General features: G+C 70.6%; 17 protein-coding genes. 9 read left to right on the forward strand and 8 right to left on the reverse strand.

Annotation, left to right across the window (positions count from 1 at the left end; all coding sequences use genetic code 11):
• Positions 1–120: 120 nt before the first annotated feature.
• On the reverse strand, positions 121–363 hold the full coding sequence (locus NCG93_RS09250) for a tautomerase family protein (RefSeq protein WP_194414279.1): 243 nt from the start codon (positions 361–363) through the stop codon (positions 121–123).
• A 58-nt stretch (positions 364–421) separates the two neighbouring features.
• On the opposite strand from NCG93_RS09250, the gene NCG93_RS09255 reads away from it, so the two are divergent.
• Entirely contained in the window at positions 422–862 is a 441-nt protein-coding gene (locus tag NCG93_RS09255; protein WP_194414278.1) for a nitroreductase family deazaflavin-dependent oxidoreductase, read from the forward strand.
• Positions 859–1,602: a formylglycine-generating enzyme family protein gene (locus NCG93_RS09260; protein WP_194414277.1), complete on the forward strand. Its 744-nt coding sequence runs from the start codon at positions 859–861 to the stop codon at positions 1,600–1,602. The genes NCG93_RS09255 and NCG93_RS09260 overlap by 4 nt, the downstream gene beginning before the upstream one ends.
• Before the next feature lie 247 nt (positions 1,603–1,849).
• On the opposite strand, the gene NCG93_RS09265 is transcribed toward NCG93_RS09260, so the two are convergent.
• A complete protein-coding gene (locus tag NCG93_RS09265; RefSeq protein WP_194414276.1) occupies positions 1,850–3,334 on the reverse strand; it encodes an NCS2 family permease in 1,485 nt (494 codons plus the stop codon).
• A gap of 128 nt (positions 3,335–3,462) precedes the next feature.
• On the opposite strand from NCG93_RS09265, the gene NCG93_RS09270 reads away from it, so the two are divergent.
• The 7 genes from NCG93_RS09270 (at position 3,463) to NCG93_RS09300 (ending at position 13,868) form a co-directional block, all read left to right on the forward strand.
• Positions 3,463–5,193 carry a cell division protein PerM gene (locus NCG93_RS09270; protein WP_241741860.1) on the forward strand — a complete coding sequence of 577 codons (1,731 nt, stop codon included), beginning with the start codon at positions 3,463–3,465 and terminating at the stop codon, positions 5,191–5,193.
• Positions 5,194–5,202: 9 nt separating this feature from the next.
• Entirely contained in the window at positions 5,203–5,805 is a 603-nt protein-coding gene (gene purN, locus NCG93_RS09275) for a phosphoribosylglycinamide formyltransferase (RefSeq protein WP_194414275.1), read from the forward strand.
• Positions 5,806–5,834: 29 nt separating this feature from the next.
• Positions 5,835–7,439: a bifunctional phosphoribosylaminoimidazolecarboxamide formyltransferase/IMP cyclohydrolase gene (gene purH / locus NCG93_RS09280; RefSeq protein WP_194414274.1), complete on the forward strand. Its 1,605-nt coding sequence runs from the start codon at positions 5,835–5,837 to the stop codon at positions 7,437–7,439.
• Positions 7,440–7,516: 77 nt separating this feature from the next.
• Complete coding sequence (locus tag NCG93_RS09285; protein ID WP_194414273.1) at positions 7,517–9,232, forward strand: DNA-3-methyladenine glycosylase 2 family protein; 1,716 nt, start codon at positions 7,517–7,519, stop codon at positions 9,230–9,232.
• Positions 9,229–9,741, forward strand: a complete 513-nt coding sequence (locus tag NCG93_RS09290) for a methylated-DNA--[protein]-cysteine S-methyltransferase (protein WP_194414272.1) — start codon at positions 9,229–9,231, stop codon at positions 9,739–9,741. The genes NCG93_RS09285 and NCG93_RS09290 overlap by 4 nt, the downstream gene beginning before the upstream one ends.
• Positions 9,742–10,218: 477 nt before the next feature.
• Complete coding sequence (locus tag NCG93_RS09295) at positions 10,219–12,057, forward strand: ABC transporter ATP-binding protein (protein ID WP_194414271.1); 1,839 nt, start codon at positions 10,219–10,221, stop codon at positions 12,055–12,057.
• Positions 12,054–13,868: an ABC transporter ATP-binding protein gene (locus NCG93_RS09300; RefSeq protein ID WP_194414270.1), complete on the forward strand. Its 1,815-nt coding sequence runs from the start codon at positions 12,054–12,056 to the stop codon at positions 13,866–13,868. The genes NCG93_RS09295 and NCG93_RS09300 overlap by 4 nt, the downstream gene beginning before the upstream one ends.
• A 282-nt stretch (positions 13,869–14,150) precedes the next feature.
• Here NCG93_RS09300 and NCG93_RS09305 read toward each other — a convergent pair whose 3' ends face one another.
• From NCG93_RS09305 to NCG93_RS09330, 6 genes are all read right to left on the reverse strand, one after another.
• Positions 14,151–15,062, reverse strand: coding sequence for an N-acetylglucosamine kinase (locus NCG93_RS09305; RefSeq protein WP_194414269.1), 912 nt, complete (start codon positions 15,060–15,062; stop codon positions 14,151–14,153).
• Positions 15,063–15,241: 179 nt separating this feature from the next.
• Entirely contained in the window at positions 15,242–16,225 is a 984-nt protein-coding gene (locus NCG93_RS09310; RefSeq protein ID WP_425563545.1) for a glycoside hydrolase family 113, read from the reverse strand.
• Positions 16,222–18,726: a glycoside hydrolase family 2 protein gene (locus NCG93_RS09315; RefSeq protein WP_252787498.1), complete on the reverse strand. Its 2,505-nt coding sequence runs from the start codon at positions 18,724–18,726 to the stop codon at positions 16,222–16,224. The genes NCG93_RS09310 and NCG93_RS09315 overlap by 4 nt, the downstream gene beginning before the upstream one ends.
• A complete protein-coding gene (locus NCG93_RS09320; protein WP_372495968.1) occupies positions 18,723–19,625 on the reverse strand; it encodes a carbohydrate ABC transporter permease in 903 nt (300 codons plus the stop codon). Before NCG93_RS09320 ends, NCG93_RS09315 begins: the two co-directional genes overlap by 4 nt.
• Positions 19,622–20,614, reverse strand: a complete 993-nt coding sequence (locus tag NCG93_RS09325) for a carbohydrate ABC transporter permease (RefSeq protein ID WP_194414267.1) — start codon at positions 20,612–20,614, stop codon at positions 19,622–19,624. The genes NCG93_RS09320 and NCG93_RS09325 overlap by 4 nt, the downstream gene beginning before the upstream one ends.
• Before the next feature lie 19 nt (positions 20,615–20,633).
• On the reverse strand, positions 20,634–21,950 hold the full coding sequence (locus tag NCG93_RS09330; protein WP_194414266.1) for an ABC transporter substrate-binding protein: 1,317 nt from the start codon (positions 21,948–21,950) through the stop codon (positions 20,634–20,636).
• Positions 21,951–22,063: the final 113 nt, after the last annotated feature.

Consider the following 22,063-nt stretch of genomic DNA (forward strand, 5'->3'; position numbering starts at 1 on the left):
GGAGCCCCAGTTCCTCGCGTTCGGGGCGGACGCCGTGCGTTCGGGGCGCGCGAGACCCGCCCCAAACGCACGCGACGCGCCCCAAACCCGAGAAGAAGGCGGGTGCGACCTCAGCCGGCGTCAGTCGGCGGCGGTGGCGCCGCTGCCGCCGAAGCGGGACACCTGGCCGGCGCGGTCGGCGTCTTCGCTGGCGAGCACGCCGCCGTTGGCGACGAAGTCGGCGGCGACCTCCTCGAACATGATGCGCACGTCCTGGCGGCGGGCGCCGAGCGCTTCGACGGCGGCATCGGTCACGAGTTCGGCGAAGCGGCGGCGCTGGTCGACGGTGCGCCCCGGGAGGAGTTCGACTCTCATGTTCGGCATACCTCGACGATAGGGCCGCGCGACCCGAAGCGGCGCGCCACGCCTTTACGCTGGTGCCATGCCGTTGACCGGAGAGTACAAGCCGTCCACATCCGAATGGGCCCGCAGCCAGGCCGAGAAGTACGAGGCCTCGAACGGCCAGGAGGCGAACACGCTGCGGGGCGTGCCGATCATCGTGCTGACCACGGTCGGCGCGAAGAGCGGGGCGCTGCGCAAGACGGCGCTGATGCGCGTCGAGCACGACGGCCGGTACGCGGTCGTCGCCTCGAAGGGCGGCGCGCCCGACGAGCCCAAGTGGGGCGAGAACATGCGGCGTGAGCCGCACGTCGAACTGCAGGACGGCGCCGTCCGCCGGGACTACACCGCCCGCGAGCTCGCGGGCGACGAGCGCGTCGAATGGTGGGCGCGGGCGACGGCCGTATGGCCGGACTACGACAAGTACCAGGCGAAGACCGACCGCCAGATCGCGATCTTCGTGCTCGAGCCCCGCGAGGAGTGACCGACATCGAGCTCGCCCGCATCGCGGGCGGCACCGTGACGCTCCACGACGCGCGCGGGAAGGCCCGCTGGAGCGTCGAGCTGGAGCCGTTCGAGATCGGCGTCTACGCCGTGACGCAAGAGCAGCTGACCGAGCTGCTGGGCGAGCCGGGAGCGCATCCGCGACGGCCCGCGACCGACGTCAGCTGGCTGCGGGCGATCCGGTTCTGCAACGCGGCCTCGGAGTGGGAGGGTCTCGATCCGGCGTATAGGTTCGACGGCGAAGACGTCACCTGGCGGGTGGAGGCCGACGGATTCCGCCTGCCGACCGAGGCCGAGTGGGAGTACGCCTGCCGCGCCGGCTCCACCGGCCCGCAGTACGGGCCGCTGGCGGAGATCGCCTGGACGAGCGCCGACGGCGTGACCGCCCCGCAGAACGTCGGCGGCAAGCTGCCGAACCTGAACGGCCTGTTCGACACCCTCGGCAACGCGTGGGAGTGGTGCTGGGACCTGCTCGATCCCGCCCGATACGCCGACTACCGCGTGTTCCGCGGCGGCGGGTTCGCCGACGACGCCTGGAGCGTGCGCGCCTCGACCCGCCGCGGCGGCGCACCCCGCATGCACCATGACGACGTCGGGTTCCGCGTGGCCAAGGGCGGCTTCGACGGGGTGGACGCCGCTCAGGGCTGGTCGGCGCAGGCGGACGCGGAGCGCGCGGCCTTCGACGGTCCGACACCGCCCGGCTGGACCCCGCTGCGCTGACCCGTCGCGGCGATGCTTCGACAGGCTCAGCAACCGGTCGCTGAGCCGTCGCGGCGATGCTGCGACCCGGTCGCTGACCCGTCGCGGCGATGCTTCGACCCGGTCGCTGAGCCGTTGCGGCGGTGCTTCGACAGGCTCAGCAACCGAGGGGTGGTGCTGCGACCCGGTCGCTGAGCCTGTCGAAGCGCACCACCGGAAACGCCGAAGGGGAGGATGCCGCGAGCCGCGGCATCCTCCCCTTGGAGTCTCAGCTGAGCAGGGTCTCGAGCGGTCCGCGCGCGAAGTAGAGCACGAAGCCTGCCGCGACGATCCACAGCAGCGGGCTGATCTCGCGCGCCTTGCCCGAGAGCGAGCGCACCACGACCCACGAGATGAACCCCGCGCCGATGCCGTTGGCGATCGAGTACGTGAGCGGCATGACGGTGACGGCCAGGAAGACCGGCAGCAGGATCGAGAAGTCCGAGAAGTCGATGAACCGGATCTGCGACATCATGAGCGCGCCCACGATGACCAGAGCGGATGCCGCGACCTCGGTCGGCACGATCGAGACCAGCGGTGTGAAGAACATCGCGACCAGGAACAGCACACCCGTGACGACGTTCGCGAAGCCGGTGCGGGCGCCCTCGCCGATGCCGGCGCCGGACTCGATGAACACGGTGTTCGACGAGCTCGAGGTGAATCCACCCGCGACCGCTCCGACGCCCTCGACGATCAGCGCCGACTTGATGCGGGGGAAGTCGCCCTTCTCGTTGGAGAGGCCGGCCTCCTTCGAGAGGCCCGTCATGGTGCCCATCGCGTCGAAGAAGTTCGTGAACACGAGCGTGAAGACCAGCATCAGTGCCGCGAGCACGCCGATGCGCTCGAACGAGCCGAACGAGACCTGCCCGACCAGCGACAGGTCGGGCACGCTCACGAGCGACGACGGCAGCTCGGGCACCGAGAGGCCCCAGCCGCCGGGGTTGACCTCGTCGCCGTCGAACTTCGGGCCGATGTTCCAGATCGCCTCGACGATCAGCGCGACCACCGTGCCCGTGACGAGTCCGATGAGGATGCCGCCCTTGACCTTGCGGGCGACCAGGATGCCGGTCAGCAGGAGGGTGAAGACGAAGATCAGCGTGGGCACCGTGGCGACCGAGCCGTTCACGCCGAGGCCCACCGGGGGAGAGGAGGCCCCTGTCGAGGTGACGAAGCCGGCGTCGACGAAGCCGATGAACGCGATGAAGAGGCCGATGCCGACGGTGATCGCGAGCTTCAGCTGGATGGGCACGGCGTCGAAGATCATGCGCCGCAGCCCCGTCGCCGCGAGCAGCACGATGATCAGACCGTTGATGACGACGAGGCCCATCGCCTCGGGCCACGTCACCTGGCCCACGACAGAGACCGCGAGGAACGAGTTGATCCCGAGACCCGCGGCGAACGCGAACGGCAGGCGGGTCACCAGGCCGAACAGCACGGTCATGACGCCGGCGGTGAGCGCCGTGGTCGCCGCCACCTGGGTGAACCCGAGAGTGTTGCCCGCGACATCCGTCCCACTGGAGAGGATGATCGGATTCAGGATGACGATGTACGCCATCGTCACGAAGGTCACGACACCGCCGCGGACCTCGGTGCCGACCGTCGAACCGCGCCGGGTGATCTCGAAGAACCTGTCGAAGGCGTTCTTCGGCTCTGGCGGCTCGGTGTTCTCGGGGGCTGCGGGGGCGTTCGATGCGGCGGACGCGGCTGTGCTCATGGGTGTGGACCTCCGACCTGAAACGTTAGTCCTTCGCGCGCGAAGCTGAGTATTCGCTGGACGGATGCCGCACCACGGCGCGGACGCAGCCAGGACCGCCGCGACCCTCGAAGTAGGGTCGATGGCGCATGCATCGCCTCATCGTCGCCCTCCTTGCCTCCGTCGACGCCGCCATCGCCGTGGCCGTCGGCCTTGCGGTGACCCTCGCCCCCCTGACGCTGCTCTGGGTGTTCGGGTTCGGCGGCGGTGCCGACTGGGACGTGCTGTGGCCGTCGGCCGTATCGGTGTGGCAGCTCGGCAACCTCGTGCCGCTGCACATCGCCCTGCCGCCCGAGTACCTCGCCGCGGCCAGGATCGACGCGCAGGCGGCTTCGTTCGTCCTGTCGCTGGCACCGCTGGCGTTCGCCGGGTTCACGGCGATCTTCGCCGCGCGCTCGGGCGCGCGCGCCTCGCATGCGGACGCCTGGCTCACCGGCGTCGTGACCTCCACCGTCGTCTTCGCCGTGCTGGCGACGGGCGCCGCGCTCACGGGAGCGAACGACGTCGCGCACGTCGAGACGTGGCAGGCGATCCTGGTCCCCACCCTCGTGTTCGCTCTGCCGGCGTTCGGCGCGGCGGTCGTGACCGAGTGGTCCGAGGCCGGGTCGGGAGCGATCGCGCGGCTGCGCGACCGGGCAGAAACCCTTCCGCACGGGTGGGGCGACGTGCCCGCGCTGATCGCGCGCGGTTCAGCCGTCGTGGTGGTGGGCCTCATCGGCGTGGGCGCCGCGGTCGCCGCGGTGGCGCTGTTCGCCCGCGCCGGCCAGATCGTGGCGCTGTTCCAGGCGGGGGACGTCGATGCGATCGGCGCCACGGTCCTCACGATCGCTCAGCTCGCCTACGTTCCGACCCTCGCCGTCTGGGGACTGAGCTTCGTCGCCGGCCCGGGGTTCGCCGTCGGCGAGGGCACCGCGGTGTCGCCCGCCGGCACGCAGGTGGGCGTCGTCCCCGGTCTTCCGGCGCTCGGTGCCGTGCCCGAATCGACCACGTCGTGGCTGCTGCTGCTCGCGCTGCTGCCCATCGCGATCGGGGCGCTGGCCGGCTGGATCGCGCGATCGCGACTGCTGCACGTGGGCGGGCCGCGCCCGGCGCGCGCGCCGCATTCGCTGGGTGCGCCGTCGGTGTCCACGGACACGGCGCGCGTCGACGCGTCGAGGACCGCCGCGCTCAGCGGGTTGCTGTCGGCCTCGACGTCAGCCGCCGGTGCGGCGGGCGAAGGTGCGGCGCACGAGGCTGCGAAGGACGAGCGTGCGTCGGCCTTGGGTGACAGTCCGCTCGTGCCCGAAGACCCGATCGGCGCGCGCGTCGTCGTCACGGCCGGCATCGCCCTCGTCGCCGGCGCCGCGGCGGCGCTGCTCGCGGTCGCCGCGTCCGGCTCGCTCGGGCCTGGCCGGCTCAGCACGTTCGGGCCGGAGCCCGGCCCGGTCGCGCTGGCGGTGGGGCTCGAGGTGCTGCTCGGCGCCGCGATCCTCCTGCTCGCCCCGCGCGGGCGCGGCGGCCAGAGGCGCGATGGGTCGGATCACAGCGGTATCAGTGGTGCGCGCGTCGCCGACGCGGTGCCGATGCCGTCGGGGCCGGTTGCCGGGGTCGTGGACGAGTCGGCGATCGTCGAACCGCAGGGCGCGGGTGATCCGGCGCTCCCCGCACACGTCGGCGGATGGACCGGCCGCCGATCGCCCGGCGATGCGTCGAAGGGGGCGGGGTCCGTTCCCGGGATCGCGCCGACGTCGACCGGGGCCGGTGCGACCCCGGATGCCACGACCGAGCCGATCGATCTGCCCGGGTGGACGCCGCCCGGCGAGCGCGACGGTTCCGAGTAGGCTGGGCGGGTGCTCACGGTCGCCGTCCTCATCTCGGGCACAGGGTCGAATCTGCGCGCTCTGCTCGACGCGGCGGCCGATCCCGAGTTCCCCGCCCGCATCGTCGTCGTCGGCGCCGACCGCGAGGCCGACGGGTTCTCGCACGCCGAGGAGTACGGCATCCCCACGTTCATGGTCCCGTTCTCGCAGTTCGCGAGCCGTGAGGAGTGGGGCGCCGAGCTCCACGCCCAGCTCGACGTGTGGCGGCCCGACCTCGTGGTGCTCAGCGGCCTCATGAAGCTGCTGCCGGCCGACCTCGTCGACGCGTGGTCGCCGCGCATCATCAATACGCATCCGGCGTACCTGCCCGAGTTCCCCGGGGCGCACGGCGTCCGCGACGCACTCGCGGCAGGGGTCGCCCAGACCGGCGCCAGCGTGATCATCGTCGACAACGGGGTCGACTCCGGGCCGATCCTCGCCCAGGAACGCGTGCCCGTGCTCCCCGGTGACGACGAGCACGCGCTGCACGACCGCATCAAGCCCGTCGAACGCCGCCTGCTCATCGATGTGGTGCGCCGCGTCGCGACCGGCGACCTCGATCTCGCGGCGGTGTCCGCGAACGCCCCGCTCTGACCCCCGTCCCCACCCCGAGGAGATCCGCCATGGCCGGACCCAGCCACGACCCCGCCCTGTATCGCACGCGCGACGTGGTCCCGGTGCGCCGGGCCCTCGTCTCGGTGAGCGACAAGACCGACCTGCTGACCCTCGGCGAGGCGCTCGCCGCAGCGGGCGTCGAGATCGTGTCGACGGGCGGATCCGCGACGCTGCTGCGAGAGGCCGGTCACACCGTGACCGACGTGTCCAGCGTCACCGGATTCCCCGAGTCGCTCGACGGCCGCGTCAAGACCCTGCACCCGAGCGTGCATGCCGGTCTGCTGGCCGACCTGCGCCTCGAAGACCACGAGCGGCAGCTGGATGCGCTCGACATCGCGCCGTTCGAGCTCGTCGTGGTCAACCTCTACCCGTTCGTCGAGACCGTGCGCTCCGGCGCGCAGGGCGACGACGTCGTGGAGCAGATCGACATCGGCGGCCCCGCCATGGTGCGGGCCTCGGCGAAGAACTACGCCAACGTCGCGATCGTCGTCTCGCCCTCGTCGTACCCCGCCGTGATCGAAGCGGTCCGTGCCGGCGGAACGAGCCTCGTGCAGCGACGGGAGCTCGCCGCCCGCGCCTTCGCCCACACGGCCGAGTACGACCGCGCCGTCGCGACGTGGTTCTCGGAGGGCACGCTCACCCAGCCCGACCTCCCCGAGCACCTCACCATCAAGGCCGAGCGCCTCGCGACGCTCCGGTACGGCGAGAACGCGCACCAGCGCGCCGCGATCTACACCCGCAACGGTGGTCACGGCATCGCCCAGGCGACCCAGCTGCAGGGCAAGGAGATGTCCTACAACAACTACGTCGACGCCGATGCCGCGCTGCGCGCCGCGTTCGACATGGTGAAGCCCGCCGTCGCGATCATCAAGCACGCGAACCCCTGCGGCATCGCCGTCACGGCTCCCAACGCGCTCGATCCGATCGCCAGCGCACATCTTCGCGCGCACGAGTGCGACCCGGTGTCGGCGTACGGCGGAGTGATCGCGGCCAACGGCACCGTCACCCTCAAGATGGCCGAGAACCTCAAGGACATCTTCACCGAGGTCATCGTCGCCCCCTCGTTCGAGCCGGCCGCGCTCGAGGTCTTCAAGGCGAAGAAGAACCTGCGCCTGCTGCAGCTGCCGGAGGACTGGCAGCAGGAGCGCATGGACGTGCGCCTGGTGTCGGGCGGCCTGCTGCTGCAGGACGCCGACCGCTTCCCCGATGACATCGAGTCGGTGGCGAAGGACTGGCAGCTCGTCTCGGGGGAGCGCCCCGCCGACGAGGACATGACGAACCTCATCTTCGCGTGGAAGGCGTGCCGCGCCGTGAAGTCGAACGCGATCGTGCTCGCGAAGAACTCCGCGACGGTCGGGATCGGCATGGGCCAGGTCAACCGCGTCGACTCCTGCCGGCTCGCGGTCGAACGGGCGGGGGACCGCGCCGCAGGATCGGTCGCGGCATCCGATGCGTTCTTCCCGTTCGCCGACGGCCCGCAGATCCTGCTCGACGCCGGCATCTCGGCCATCATGCAGCCGGGCGGGTCCGTGCGCGACGACGAGGTGATCGCCGCAGCCCGGGACGCGAACGTCACGATGTTCTTCACGGGGGAGCGCCACTTCTTCCACTGACGACGGGATCGGATGCGGTTCACCGCCGTGTCCGATTTCCGCGAGCGGGTGTCGGGGGAGCGTGTCAGGCTAGGGGCATGAGCCTCGCCATGACATTCGACGAGAGGTATCGCGCGATCGACTCGCGCGACACCCGCTTCGACGGGCAGTTCGTCACGGCGGTGCGCTCCACCGGCATCTACTGCCGGCCCAGCTGCCCGGCGCGCACGCCCAAGCCGTCGAACGTGACGTTCTACCCGACGAGCGCCGCCGCGCATGAGGCGGGCTACCGGGCGTGCAAGCGGTGCCTGCCCGAAGCGGCACCCGGATCGCCGCAGTGGAACCTCCGCGGCGACACCGCGGGCCGAGCGATGCGGCTCATCGCCGACGGGGTCGTCGAGCGCGAGGGCGTCCCCGGGCTGGCCCGCCGACTGGGCTACTCGCCGCGGCACCTCACGCGGCTGCTCACCACGGAGCTCGGTGCCGGCCCGCTCGCGCTGAGCCGTGCGCACCGCGCGCAGACGGCACGCATGCTGCTCATCGGCACCGACCTGCCCGCCGCCGATGTCGCGTTCTCGTCCGGGTTCGCCAGCGTGCGCCAGTTCAACGACACCATCCGCGAGGTGTTCGGGATGCCGCCGCTCGACCTGCGCGCGCGACGCCGGCTCGCGCGGCCGGGCGAGCGGCCCGCCGCCGGGCCAGGGGAGCGGCACGCCGCCGCGTCGGGGCCGGCCGCACCCGGCGTGACGATCGACCTGGCGCTGCCGCACCGGGGTGCCCTGGACGCCGCCGGCCTGTTCGCCTGGATGGGCGCCCGCGCCCTCCCCGGCGCCGAACTCGCCACGGACTCGACCTTCGCCCGCACGCTGCGCCTGCCGCAGGGTCCCGCGTGGTTCGAGCTGCGACTGGACGACCTCGGGCGGGTGCGGCTGCGTGCTGCGCTGACCAACCTCGCCGACCTGTCCACTCTGGTCACCCGGGCCCGGCGCCTCTTCGACCTCGATGCCGACCCGGACGCGGTCGACGACGCGCTGGCGCGGCATCCTGAGCTCGCCCCTCGCGTCGCCGCGCTGCCCGGCATCCGCGTTCCCGGCGCGGCCGATCCCCACGAGATGCTGATCCGCGCGATGGTCGGCCAGCAGATCACCGTGGTGGCCGCGCGTACGGCCCTCACGGCCCTGACCACCGCCCTCGGCGACGAGGTGCCCGCCTTCGCCGGCATGCTCACGGACGACACAGCAACCGTGGCGGCGACCGCCGAATCCGGCGACGACACCGGTGCCCGCTCGACCGACCTCGGGCAGGCGACCGGCGAGGCAGCCGCTCCGGCCCGGCTGTTCCCGACGATGGCCGCGATCGCCGAGCGCGGCGCCGACGTGCTGCGCGGTCCGGCGGCACGCATCCGCGCCATCACGGGGGCTGCCGCGGCGCTCGCGGACGGCACGCTCACGCTCACGACCGGGGACGACGCCGCCGAGCAGCGCGCCGCGCTGCTGGCGATGCCGGGCATCGGCCCGTGGACGGCCGACTACGTGCGCATGCGCGTGCTCGGCGATCCCGATGTGTTCCTCCCCGGCGACGTCGCCGTGCGCTCCGGCGCTGCCACGTTGGGGCTTCCGGCAGATCCGCGCCCGCTCGACGAGTGGGCGGCGGGCACCGCTCCGTGGCGCAGCTATCTCACCGCCCACCTGTGGCGGGCCGTCCCGCCGAAGGCACCCGCTTCCTCCCGCAGGAGCACCGGCACATCCCGTAACACCGGCTCATTCGATGCGAACGCCGGTCCGTCCGACACCACCACCGGAGGCATGTCATGACCACCGCCACCATCCAGACCGTCGACACCCCCGACGGCGCGTTCACGATCCTCGCCGACGACCGCGGGCGCGTACTCGCGTCCGGCTGGACGGCCGATCGCGCGTCGATCCTCGCGCGTCTGTCGGCCCGCGATCTCCCGTCCGCCATCGAGGCCGGACGGACGGATGCCGCGGCCGCCGTCGCCGCCTACTACGACGGCGACCTCGCCGCCATCGACGAGGTCGCGGTGTCGCAGGACGGCACCGAGATGCAGCTCGCCGGCTGGGCGGCGCTGCGCCGGATCGCTCCCGGCCGGCCGTTGACGTACAGCGAGTTCGCGAGCGAGCTGGGGTCTGCGAGCGCGGTCCGCGCCGCGGCATCCATCTGCGCCCGCAACGCGCCGGCCCTGTTCGTTCCCTGCCATCGGGTGCTTCGCAGCGACGGCACCCTCGGCGGCTTCGCGTGGGGTCTGCCGGTGAAGCAGCGGCTGCTCGACCGTGAGGCCGGAGTGCCCGCACTCGTCGCCTGACCCCCGGCATCCCCGGCAATCCCGGCATCCCGGGCCGTCCCCTGACGGTCCGGGATGCCTGCGCGTGTGGGGCGCTCGGAAAGAACTTCCGGGGAGGCGGAAAGCGCTTGTTGTGCTCAGCGTTCCCCCAGGTATACGCTGGAGGGCTGGCGTGTCGTTTCGGCGGATGCCAGTCACCGTCCCACGTTCAAGGAGGAAGCCATGTCTCAGGCCGTCGTCACCACGAAGCCGATTGTCTTCCTGCCTGTTCTCGGGACCACGCGCGTCGCCCTCGAGGGATAGACCCCGGGCCGACCTCCGCTGATCCGCCGCATCCGCGGCGCCCGCGCGTCACCTCGCGCGGAAGAGGATCACCAGCTCCCGCGTTCTCGCACACAGGACGCCTCTCCGGCGACCCCGCACGCTGTCTGTGCGGTGCGCCGTCCCCGCCGTTCCCGCGGCATCGAAACACCCCCGCCACACCACTCGCCAAGGATCATGACTACGTCTTCCGCTGAGAGACTCTCCACTCCCCGCGCGCTCGCGCGCCTCCTTCCCTTCGCCAAACCCGTGCTGCCGCGACTGACCATGGGCGCCGTCAGCGCGCTCTTCGCCAGCCTGCTCGCGCTCGCCATCCCGCTCGTCCTCGAGCAGATCGTCCAGGGCCCCATCGCCTCGGGCGACGTCAGCGCCATCTGGTGGGGCGCCGGAGCGATCCTGCTCCTCGGCCTCGCCGAAGCCGGCATGGTCTGGCTGCGCCGCTGGTTCGTGCTCGCGCCGGCGACCCTCGTCGAGTACGACCTGCGCCAGACCTTCTACGCGCGCCTGCAGCGCCTTCCCGTGGCCTTCCATGACCGCTGGCAGTCGGGGCAGCTGCTCAGCCGCATGATGCAGGACATCAGCATGCTGCGCCGCTGGCTCGCCTTCGGTCTCGTGCTGCTCGTCGTGAACGTCCTCACGATCGCCGTCGGCACCGCGCTGCTCTTCCGCTGGCACTGGCTGCTCGGAACGATCTTCCTCGTCACCTCGGCACCGCTGTGGTACGCGGGCTACCGGTTCGAGAAGACCTACGGAACGCTGGCGCGCCAGTCCCAGGACCAGGCGGGCGATCTCGCGACGTCCGTCGAGGAGAGCGTCCACGGCATCCGCGTCCTCAAGGCGTTCGGCCGCGGCAAGCATGCGCTGCAGCGCTTCACGCGGCAGGCCGAGACGCTGCGCGAGACCGAGCTGCGCAAGGCCCGCGCGGTCGGCTGGATCTGGTTCTGGCTGGTGCTGCTCCCCGACATCGCGTTCGCGCTGTGTCTGGGTGCGGGCATCTACCTCACTGCCATGGGACAGCTGCAGGGAGCCGAGCTCATCGCGTTCTTCGCGATGGCCACGGTGCTGCGCTGGCCGATGGAGTCCATCGGCTTCCTGTTCTCGTTCCTGCTCGACGCGCGCACCGCGACCGACCGCCTCTTCGAGGTGTTCGACGAGGACAACACGATCGTCGATCCCGAGAACCCGGTCTCGATCGAGCGCCCGCAGGGCGAGCTCGTCTTCGAGGGCGCGCACTTCCGCTACCAGGATGCCGCGTCCCACGAGCGGGATCTGCTCGACGGCGTCGACCTCGTGCTGCGCCCGGGGGAGACCATGGCGCTCGTCGGCCTGACCGGGTCGGGCAAGACGACGCTCACGACGCTTCCGACGCGCCTCTACGACGTGACCGGCGGGCGCGTGACGCTCGACGGCGTGGACGTGCGCGACCTGACGCTGAAGGAGCTCCGCCGGCACATCGGCATGGCCTTCGAGGACGCGACCCTCTTCTCGCAGAGCGTGCGCGACAACGTGCTGCTCGGGCGTGAGGACCTCGTCCCCGGCAGCGACGAAGCCGAGCGCGTGCTGCGCGAGGCGCTGGGCGTCGCGCAGGCGGGATTCGTCGACGACCTGCCCGACGGCGTCGACACGATCATCGGCGAAGAGGGGCTGTCGCTCTCGGGCGGCCAGCGTCAGCGGCTCGCGCTCGCGCGCGCTGTCGCCGCTCGTCCGGCGGTGCTCGTGCTCGACGACCCGCTGTCGGCGCTCGACGTCGACACCGAGGCCCTCGTCGAGGATGCGCTGCGCCAGGTGCTGTCCGAGACGACCGCGCTCGTCGTGGCGCACCGCCCCTCGACCGTCATGCTCGCTGACCGCGTGGCGCTCCTGGAGGCCGGGCGCGTGACGGCGGTCGGCACGCACTCCGAGCTGCTGCGATCCAGCAGCCACTACCGACACGTGATCTCGAGTCTCGAGGTCGAGGAAGCACGTATGCAGGCCGCGCGACAAGCGCAGGAACCGATGGGGGAGGTGACCCTGTGAGCACCACAGTGACCGGAACGAGCGGCGAAGACCGCTCCGACTACACGCAGGCCGAGAGCAAGGAGATCCGCAGGCGCTCGCTGCGCCTGCTGGGCTCGCTCATCACCCCGGTGCGCGCCCAGCTGATCCTGGCCGGCGTCGTGCTGGTGGTCTCGACGGCGCTCCGCGTCGCGGGCCCGTGGCTGATCGGCATCGGCATCAACAACGCCCTGCCGGCTGCGGTGGAGCGGATGGACTGGATGCCGACGATCCTCGTCGTGCTGGTCTACCTGGTGACCGCGATCGGCGGTGCCGCCCTCATCGGCTGGTACGTCGTGGTGGCCGCGCGCCTCACACAGGCGGTCATGCTCGACCTGCGCAAGCGCATCTTCCTGCACACCCAGCGGCTGAGCCTGGAATTCCACGAGTCCTACACGTCGGGCCGCATCATCTCCCGTCAGACGAGCGACCTCGACACGATTCGGGAACTCCTCGACGGCGGTCTCAACGAGCTCGTCTCGGGCATCCTGTACGGCGCCTTCACACTGGCCGCGCTGTACATGGTGGACTGGCAGTCGGGAGTGATCCTGACCGTCATGGGCATTCCGCTCTACCTGCTGATGCGCTGGTTCTACTCGCGCTCGCAGCTCGTGTACCGCGAGTCGCGCGTCATCAGCGCGAAGGTGATCGTCAAGTTCGTCGAGACGATGACCGGTATCCGCGCCGTGAAGGCCTTCCGCAAGGAGGACCGCAACGACGAGGAGTTCGGCGCCGTCGCGATGGACTACCGCGATGTGAACATGCGCTCGATCCGCCTCTTCGGCACGTTCGAGCCGGGCCTCATGGCCGTCGCGTCGGTGACGCTGGCGGTCGTGATCGCGTGGGGCGGCATCCGTGTCGTCGACGGGGCGATGGAGATCGGCTTCCTGCTGTCCGCCGTGCTGTACGTGCGCAACTTCTTCTCGCCGCTGCAGGAGGTCGCGTTCTTCCTGAACTCGTACCAGTCGGCGACGGCGGCGCTCGAGAAGGTGTCGGGCGTGCTGGAGGAGGAGCCCACGGTTCCCGACCCGAAGCAGCCGGTCGACCTCTGGACGGCGAAGGGCCACCTCGAGTTCCGCAACGTGGAGTTCGGGTACGGCAACGGGCGCACGATCCTGCCGGACTTCTCGCTCGACATCCCCGCCGGGCAGACCATCGCGCTCGTCGGCACGACGGGCGCCGGCAAGTCGACGCTCGCCAAGCTCGTGTCGCGGTTCTACGACCCGACCCGAGGCGCGGTGACGCTCGACGACGTCGACCTCCGCTCGCTGCACCCGAAGGATCTCCGCCGCGCGATCGTCATGGTCACGCAGGAGGCCTACCTCTTCAGCGGCACGGTCGCCGACAACATCGCGCTCGGCAAACCAGACGCGACGCTCGACGAGATCAAGGCCGCTGCGAGGGCGGTGGGGGCGGATGCCTTCATCGAGGCGCTGCCCGACGGCTACGACACCGACGTGAACAAGCGCGGTGGGCGTGTCTCGGCGGGCCAGCGCCAGCTGGTCTCGTTCGCACGCGCCTTCCTCGCGAACCCGGCGGTGCTCATCCTCGATGAGGCGACGGCGTCGCTCGACATGCCGTCGGAGCGTCAGATCCAGGATGCCCTGCAGACCCTGCTCGCCGACCGCACCGCGATCATCATCGCGCACCGTCTGTCGACGGTCGCGATCGCCGACCGCGTGCTGGTCATGGAGCATGGCCGCATCATCGAGGACGACGCACCCGAGGCGCTGATCGCCGGCGCCGGCAAGTTCGCCCAGCTCCATAGTGCCTGGAGGGAGTCGCTGGTCTGATCACCGAGTCCTCGTCCGCGCACAGGGTCGCCGGCCTCCGGGCCAGCGACCCCGGGCCTGGAGTGAGTCGCTGGTCTGATCACCGAGTCCTCGTCCGAGCACAGGGTCGCCGGCCTCCGGGCCAGCGACCCCGGGCCTGGAGGGAGCCGCCGGTCTGATCGCCCCGCCTCGCGAGACCCGGATGCCCCGGCCCACCTGTCCACACAGGGCCGGGGCATCCGCTGTCCTCCGGGATTCTCGCGCGCCCGAGCGCCGGGCAGATCCCCGAGCGGACGGAGCGTGTCAGGCGCGGGCGATCGAGACCCCGTGGGCGAGCGGATGCTGCGGCGCGAGGTCTGCGAGAGCGGCGGCGCCGTCGATCCCATGCCCGCGCGGCTCCACGAGGGTGACGTTCAGCTCGCTCGCGGCGATGTGCGAGGAGAACGCCTCGAGCAGCTGCGGCGAGCGGAAGACGCCCCCGATGGCGCACGCTGCGAACAGCTCGTCCGGATCATCCGAGCGGACGCGGCGCAGCGACGTCTCGACGCTGTGGGCGAGCTCGCCGCCTGCGCGCACGGTGATGTGCTGCGAGACGGCGTCGCCGTCGGAGGCCAGGCGCGCGACGTGTTCGGCGAGTGAGGCGACGACGCTCACCCGGTCGTCGGCGGACTGCAGGTGGATGTACGCCTGCCCGAGGTCGGGCCACCGCTCCTCGGCGACGGTGCGCAGCCGGGTCGCCGGTCCCCGTCCGTCGAATTCGCGCATCACCGCGTCGAGAGCCTCGCGCCCGATCCAGTACCCGGAGCCGGCGTCGCCCATGAGGTAGCCCCACCCGTCGACGCGCGCGACGCGCTCGGCGCCGACGGCGAGCGTGACCACGCCGGTGCCGGCGGCCACGACCGCGCCGCGGGTGTCGCCGAGGGCACCCAGGAACGAGGTGGTCGAATCGTGCGCGAGGATCACCTCGCGCACCATGGGATCGGCGATGCGGGCGAGGAACTCGGCGGCATCCGCCTCCTTGGTCGTCAGCCCCGACACGCCCGCGCTGACGACCGACACCTCGACGCCGGTGCGCGCGATCGCGGCGTGGGCGACGGCGGCGAGCTGCGGCAGCAGCGGCTCATGGGTCCGGATGCCGGGGAACAGCAGATCGTGCTCGCCCACGCGGACCTTGATGCCGGTCTGCCCGGCATCGATGGCCAGAACTGTGCTCATGCGGCTGTCGCTCCCTCTTCCCGCCGAGTCGCTCGCGCCGGTGCGGACGGTCCCGTTCGCCGGCCGGGCCTCGCCGGCGCCGTCCCCGTCGCGCCGGCCGTTGCCGGCCGCCGCGTCATCCCACGATGATGCTCCACCTGTCGGGGCCTCCGCGGATACCCCTGTCGCCGTGCGCTCGGTCATGACTGCTGCGGCATCCGTGCCTGGCCCGCGCGCAGACGGTACGCCTCCCGCAGGAAGTTGCCGGCCGGCTTGCCGTACGGGCAGTAGTCGTCGTTCTGCGCCGCATCCTCAGCGGCGTAGAGGGCGGGCGGCCAATCCCACAGCATGAAGCCGCGCACCCAGGGGCGCGCGTCGCACGCGGCGAACATCGCCTCGTAGTAGCGCAGCTGCGCGTCGCCCGACGGGGCGCCGGGCAGGGACCAGTCGTTGGGGCGGTCGGGCGAGCCCGCGCGCGAGGGGCATCCGGCCTCCATGAAGAAGAACGGCTTGCCCGTCGCGGCGACGGCCTTCTCGATGCGGTCGAGCTCGGCATCCCACCGGTCGATGGGGTAGTAGCCGCTCGAGGTGACGACGTCCACCGCGTCCCACCACGCGAGGCGGTTTTCCTGGTACTTGTCGCAGTTGTACGTGACGACGCCCGAGTACACGGCTCGCACGGCGGCGATGAGGTCGCGCCACTCGGCCTCGCGGGCGTCGGCGCGCACCATCTCGCAGCCGATGCAGAGCATTTCGCAGCCCTCGGTCTCGGCGATGCGCGCCGCGTGCAGGATGAAGTCGCGGTACGAGGCGAACCAGTCGCCCCAGGTGGGTTCTCCCGGCACGTCCTCATCGAAGAAGCCGATGTACGCGCGCCAGGTCCCGTCCGCGACATTGACGACGGGCTTGAGGCACACCTCGAGACCCAGCGCCTTGGCCTCGCGGATGGCCCACACGATCTCTTCATCGGTGACCGTCGGCGCCTCGCGGAAGCGCACCTCGGTGGACTGCGCGGTGTCCTGCAGGGCCGCATAGGCGATCGCCGTCCAGTTCACCCCGTGCTCGGACATCGCCCGGAGGGACTCGGATGCCGCGGCCGTCGCCCACGTGCCGCGCACCCCCGTCCAGCCCCAGGTCATGCCGGCCACATACGGCTCCAGCGCCTGGGCCGCGTCGACGCTCACGACGCGACCAGTTCGTTGGCCGTGCGCAGCACCCGCGGATCCGAGAGTGCGGATGCTGCGAGCCCGTCGCCGTCGTGTCGCACGAGCAGCGTCGTGCTCTCACCCGGCAGCAGCGTCACGAGCGCGTCGGACGCGACGGCAGCGGGATCGATCTTGTCGACGAGCAGGGTCAGATCGCGCACCAGGCTGGACGCGGTCACCGTGACCAGCGTGCCGTCGGCCGCGGGCTCGGCGCGCACATCGACCCGCGCGGCGCCGAGTGCCGAATCTCGCGGCTCGGCGAAGAACCAGAAACCGCGCACGTCATCGACGCCGGCGACGACCAACTCGCTCGCCGTGTCGGACGCCGTGACGACGTCGCCGGGAAGGGACACGGAGATGGTCTCTCGGGGTGCGAGGGAGACCGGCACGGTGAACCGGCCGAGCTCGTCGCCGCCGAAACCGACGCGGCGCGCCACCAGCTCGCCCTCCCAGGCCTCGGCGGTGTCGTTGACGAGCACGGCAGCGAGCCCGCCGTCACGGGGCTGCACGGTCACGGCCCGCGGGGCGAACGCGTTCTTGAGGGCGTAGTACAGCGGCTTCGGCCGCTCGTCGCCGTCGATGGCCGCCCACGAGGTGACCGGCCAGCAGTCGTTGAGCTGCCACACGACCGCGCCCTGCGTGTGCGGCGCCCACGAGCGGAAATGCTCGAGCGCGGTGCGGACGGCCAGAGCCTGGTTGAGCTGCATCGCCCAGTGCCAGTCCTCCATGGCCTCCGGCATCCGGAAATGGGGGATCAGGCCGCCCGTGAGCTTGGTGTTGCCCTCCATCGCCTTCTGATGGACGATCATGCCGGGCGACTCGGGCGTGAGCGGGTCGTCGGTGATGGAGCGGACGAGCGTGCTCCAGGTCGGCGGGCCCTGCCAGCCGAACTCGGCCACGAATCGCGGCTTGTGGTCGCGGTACGTCGTCCAGTCGAGCCGGTTCCACTGCTCCCACAGGTGCATCGAGCCGTGCTGCTCGTCGTTGGGGTGCGCTCCGGTCTGACGCTCCCCGTCCCAGCCGGCACCCGGGCTGAACGGGCTGCCCGGGGCGTACGGCACGTGGGGGCCCAGTTCCGCGATCAGCGCGGGGAAGAGCTCGTAGTAGTAGTGCGCGCCCCAGGACTTGCCGTCCAGGCGCTGCTTCCAGCCCCAGTCCTCGTACCCCCAGAGGTTCTCGTTGTTGCCGGTCAGCAGCACGAGCGAGGCGTGGTGGCCGAGCCGCACGATGTTCTCGCGTGCCTCCGCCTCGACCTCGGAGCGCAACGGCTCCTCCTCCGCGTACGCGGCGCACGCGAACAGGAAGTCCTGCCAGACCAGGAGGCCGAGCTCATCGGCGAGCTCGTAGAAGTCATCCGATTCGTAGAGCCCGCCGCCCCACACCCGGATGAGGTTGAGGTTGGCGTCGAGCGCCTGGTCGAAGCGGCGCCGCAGGCGGTCTCGCGTGACGCGCACCGTCAGGGCATCGTCGGGGATCCAGTTGACGCCCTTCACGAAGATCGGCTGATCGTTGACCACGAGGGTGAACGGCGTGCCCGACTCGTCGGGCGTCATGTCCCATCGCACATCGCGGAACCCGACCACCCGGTGCGTCGCGTCCAGCGGGTGCGGGCGATCGTCGCCGTGCAGGCGCACGTCGACGACGTAGAGCGGCTGCTCGCCGTAGCCCGCCGGCCACCAGCGACGCACGTCCGGCAGCTCCAGTCGCACGCGCGCACGATCGCCCTCGACCTCGACGACGGTCCCCGGAAGCGACCCGTCGCCCAGCCCGGGTCCGTTGACCGTGACGCTCACCGAGAGGGGGACGGTCTCCACGGCCCCTCGCTCGATCTCCACCTCGACCTCGATGACGCCGCCGTCGCCCGCCGGCGTCGCGACCACGCGCGCCTGTGCCAGCCGCGCGACCGACCATGACTCGAGGCCGACGGGCTTGACGATGCCGCTGGTGTACGTCGCGATGCCCCAGTCCCAGCCGAAGCTGCACGCCGACTTGCGGATGGCGTCGTACGGCAGCGGATACGGGCGCTGCCGCACGCCGAGGGCGGCGCTCTGCTCGTTGGCGTACTTGACGGGGGAGCGGAAGCGCACGACGAGATCGTTGTCGCCCTCGACCAGCGCGTCCCGCACGTCGAACCGGTAGGAGCGGTGCTGATTGGCGGTCGCCCCCATCTCGTGCCCGTTGAGCGAGATGGTCGTCACGGTGTCGAGACCCTGGAAGACGAGATCCGTGCGTTCCGCGGCATCCCGGCTCCAGGTGAACGTGGTGGCGTACGTCCAGTCGACGAGGCCGATCCACGCCAGCGCCGACTCGTTGTCGTCGAGGAACGGGTCGGGGATGAGGTCGGCCGCGAGAAGGTCGGTGTGCACGCAGCCGGGCACGACGGCTGGGACCGTGGCGTCGAATCCGGCCGGTGCCGGCCCGGCCTCCGCACGGAGGGTCCAACCAGAGTCGAGAGGACGGAACGAGAGGGCGGTGGTCACTTGACGGCTCCTGCGGTGAGGCCCTTGTAGATCCATCGCTGCAGCAGCAGGAAGGCGACGAGGGTCGGGATGATGACGAGGACGGTGCCGGCCGAGATGACCTCCCACTGGGCGCCGAACGGTCCCTTGAAGCGGAACAGCGACGTGGAGATCAGACCTTCTGACGGCAGATAGAGGAATGGTGCGTAGAACTCGTTGTACACCGCGATGCCCTTGATGATGACGACCGTCGCGATGGCGGGCCGCAGCAGCGGCAGGATGATGCGCCAGTAGATGGTCCAGCGGTTCGCGCCGTCGATCATCGCCGCCTCGTCGAGCGAGACGGGGATCGACTGCATGAACTGGATGAACAGGTAGATCGCGATGATGTCCGTTCCCATGAACAGCAGGATCAGCGCGGCCTTGGTGTCGTAGAGCCCGAGGTTGTTGATGAGCTGGAATGTCGCCACCTGGCTCGTCACGCTGGGGATGAGCGTCGCGACGAGGAACAGCCCGAACACCAGCTTCTTGCCGCGGAACGCGAACCGGTCGAGGGCGTACGCGGCCATGGTGCCGATGAAGATCGTGCCGGCGAGTGAGACCACGAGCACGATCGTCGTGTTCACGAAGCCCTCGAGCATCTTGCCGCTCGTGAACGCCGTGACGAAGTTGTCGAAGTTGAACCAATTCTCCGGCGGGTCGAACGGACCGGTCTGCGCGTACTCCGGTGCGGTCTTGAGGCTGGCGAAGACGAGCACCGACAGCGGCAGCAGCGTCAGCAGCGACGCGATGATCAGGCTGAGGTACTTCGCCGTGGTGGCGCTCACGCCGCGGAGGCGCTCGATGGGAGAGCGGCCGCGGATCGTGCGAGGGGGGCTGGTGCGCAACGGCATCGTGCGCAGCGGTTCGGTGGTGGTCATGTCAGGTCGACCTTCTCGTCGGGGAACACCTTGCGCTGGATCCACGTGATCACCAGCACGATGGCCAGCAGCACTACAGCCATCGCCGAGGCGAGGCCCACCTGCCGGAAGGTGAACGCGGTCTGCAGCGTCTGGATCACGAAGGTGGCGGATCCGTTCGCGCCGCCGGTCATGATGAACGGGATCTCGAACACGCTGAGGCTGCCGGCGATCGCGAGGATGAACGACAGCCCGATCACGCGCCGGATGCCGGGGAAGATGATCGCCCAGAACTGCTGCCAGCGACTCGCGCCGTCGAGGTCCGCCGCTTCGTACAGCTCATGCGGGATCGACTGGATGGCGCCGAGGAAGAGCACGAAGTTCATGCCCGTGTACCGCCACACCGACGTGCCGGCCAACGACCAGTTCACCACGTCCGGGTTGCCGAGCCACTGCGGCGGGTCGGCGACTCCGAACCAGCTCAGCACCGTGTCGAGCGTGCCGCCGGGCTGGAACAGGTAGAGGAACACGAACCCGATCGCGACGCCGTTGATGAGATACGGGAAGAACAGGATGCCGCGGAAGAGGTTCGAGAAGCGCGTCGAGAAGCTGAGGAGCGTGGCGAAGTACAAGGCGATCGCCATCTGCGCGAACGACGCGAAGAAGTAGTAGAGGCTCACGCCGAACACCGAGAAGATGCGCGGGTCGGTGAAGACCTGTACGTAGTTGTCGAGTCCGACGAAGTTCTTCTGGAGGTCGATGCCGTCCCAGTCGGTGACGCTGAAGTAGAAGAGGTTCAGCGCCGGCCAGTAGGTGAACAGCAGCAGCAGCCCCACGGCTGCCGCCAGGAAGAACCAGGGAGTGAGGTGCTGCAGGATGCTGCGCCCCGCCGAGCCGCCCCGCCGGCGGTCGGTCCGGCGGGACGACCCGCCGAACCGCCGCGAGCGCGCGGGGACGGAGAGGACGGCAGGGGCATCCGCCGGTGCCGCACCCGGAGTTGCGATGGCCATGTCTCTGCCGTCCTCTCGCTCAGCCTGCGAGCTTCTCGACGGATGCGCCCCAGCGCTCGTTGAGCTCGGCGAAGTAGCTGTCCTTGTCGCCGTCGGCGGCGCCGCGCGCGATGTCGATCAGCTTCTGGCGGTAGATCGGGCCGTACAGATCGATCTGCGAGTCGCTGGAGACCTCGTTCAGCAGGCCCTCCTTGCCGGCCGGGGCCGGGTTGATCTCCATGAGCTCGACGCCTGCGGCCTCGAAGTCGGTCAGCGAGTCGGGGAGCGCGGCATCCTTCAGCGGAGACACCATCCCCTGCGCCTCGGTGTAGCCGGAGTCGGCGACGACCCACTGGATCCACGCCCACGCCGCGGCCTTGGCCTTGGAGTGCTTGCTCACGGCGAGGTTGTAGTCGCCGCCGATGACGGAGTACTGCGTGCCGTCGACGCTCGCGGGGAAGGTCATGAAGCCGATGTCGTCGGCCGAGCCGCCGTTGTCCTCGGCGGCAGCCTGCATCTGCGAGATGGCCCACGATCCCAGCGGCATGGTGGCGATCTTGCCCGTGCCGAGGTCGACCTTCGACTGCTCCCAGTTGGTCGTGAGCGGGTCGTCCTCCGTGAGACCGGCTGCGACGGTGTCGTAGAGCAGCCCGTCGATCGCGTAGATGTCGGTGCCCTCGGTCCACGGTGCCGGGTCCTCGGCCAGGGTGATCGGGGCATCGGCGTCGTGGGTGACCGCGCCGAGGCTGCCGAAGCTCTGCGTCAGCGGCCAGCCGTCCTTGTAGTTCGTGTACATCGGGATCGCGTCGGTGTTGTCGGCGACCTTCTGCAGTGCGTCGAGCCAGGCATCCTCGGTGGTCGGCAGCTCGGTGACCCCGGCCTCTTCGAAGACCTTCTTGTTGTAGACGATGCCGTTCGCGTTGCCGCCGAACGCGATGCCGTACTGGGTGCCCTCGTAGCTCGCGGCAGGCAGGAAGCGGTAGGTGTCCTCGAAGTCGGCGGTGTCGCCCAGCGGCTCGAGGAACTGCTCGTACTGGTCGGGCTGGATTGCCGGGATGCCGATGACGTCGCCGTAGTTGGTCGTGCTCATGCGCGTCAGCATCTCGCCGGCGTAGTCGGTGATGCCCTCGAACGTGACCTTCACGTCGGGGTACTCCTTGTTGAACTCCTCGGCGTACTTGTCGAACGTGCCGTCTTCGACGAGGTCGGTGCGCCAGGTGACGACCTTGATGTCGCCCTTCACGTCGCCGTCGATGGTGTTGTCCGCGTCGCCCGCGCCGCCGCCGGCCGCGCAGCCGCTGATCGCGACCGCCGCGGTGGCCAGCAGCGCGATGCCCGCGAGTGCTTTCTTCGCCATGTGATGTCTCCTTGTCAGGTTCGCCCTTGAACTGCCGGTGCGCGTCGTCGCACCGTTGCGTGGTTCGTCGCGCCGTCAGATTAGACACACTCGAAACGGTTCCGCAACTGTTC

It is taken from the genome of Microbacterium yannicii, assembly GCF_024055635.1.
Taxonomy (GTDB): Bacteria; Actinomycetota; Actinomycetes; order Actinomycetales; family Microbacteriaceae; genus Microbacterium; species Microbacterium yannicii.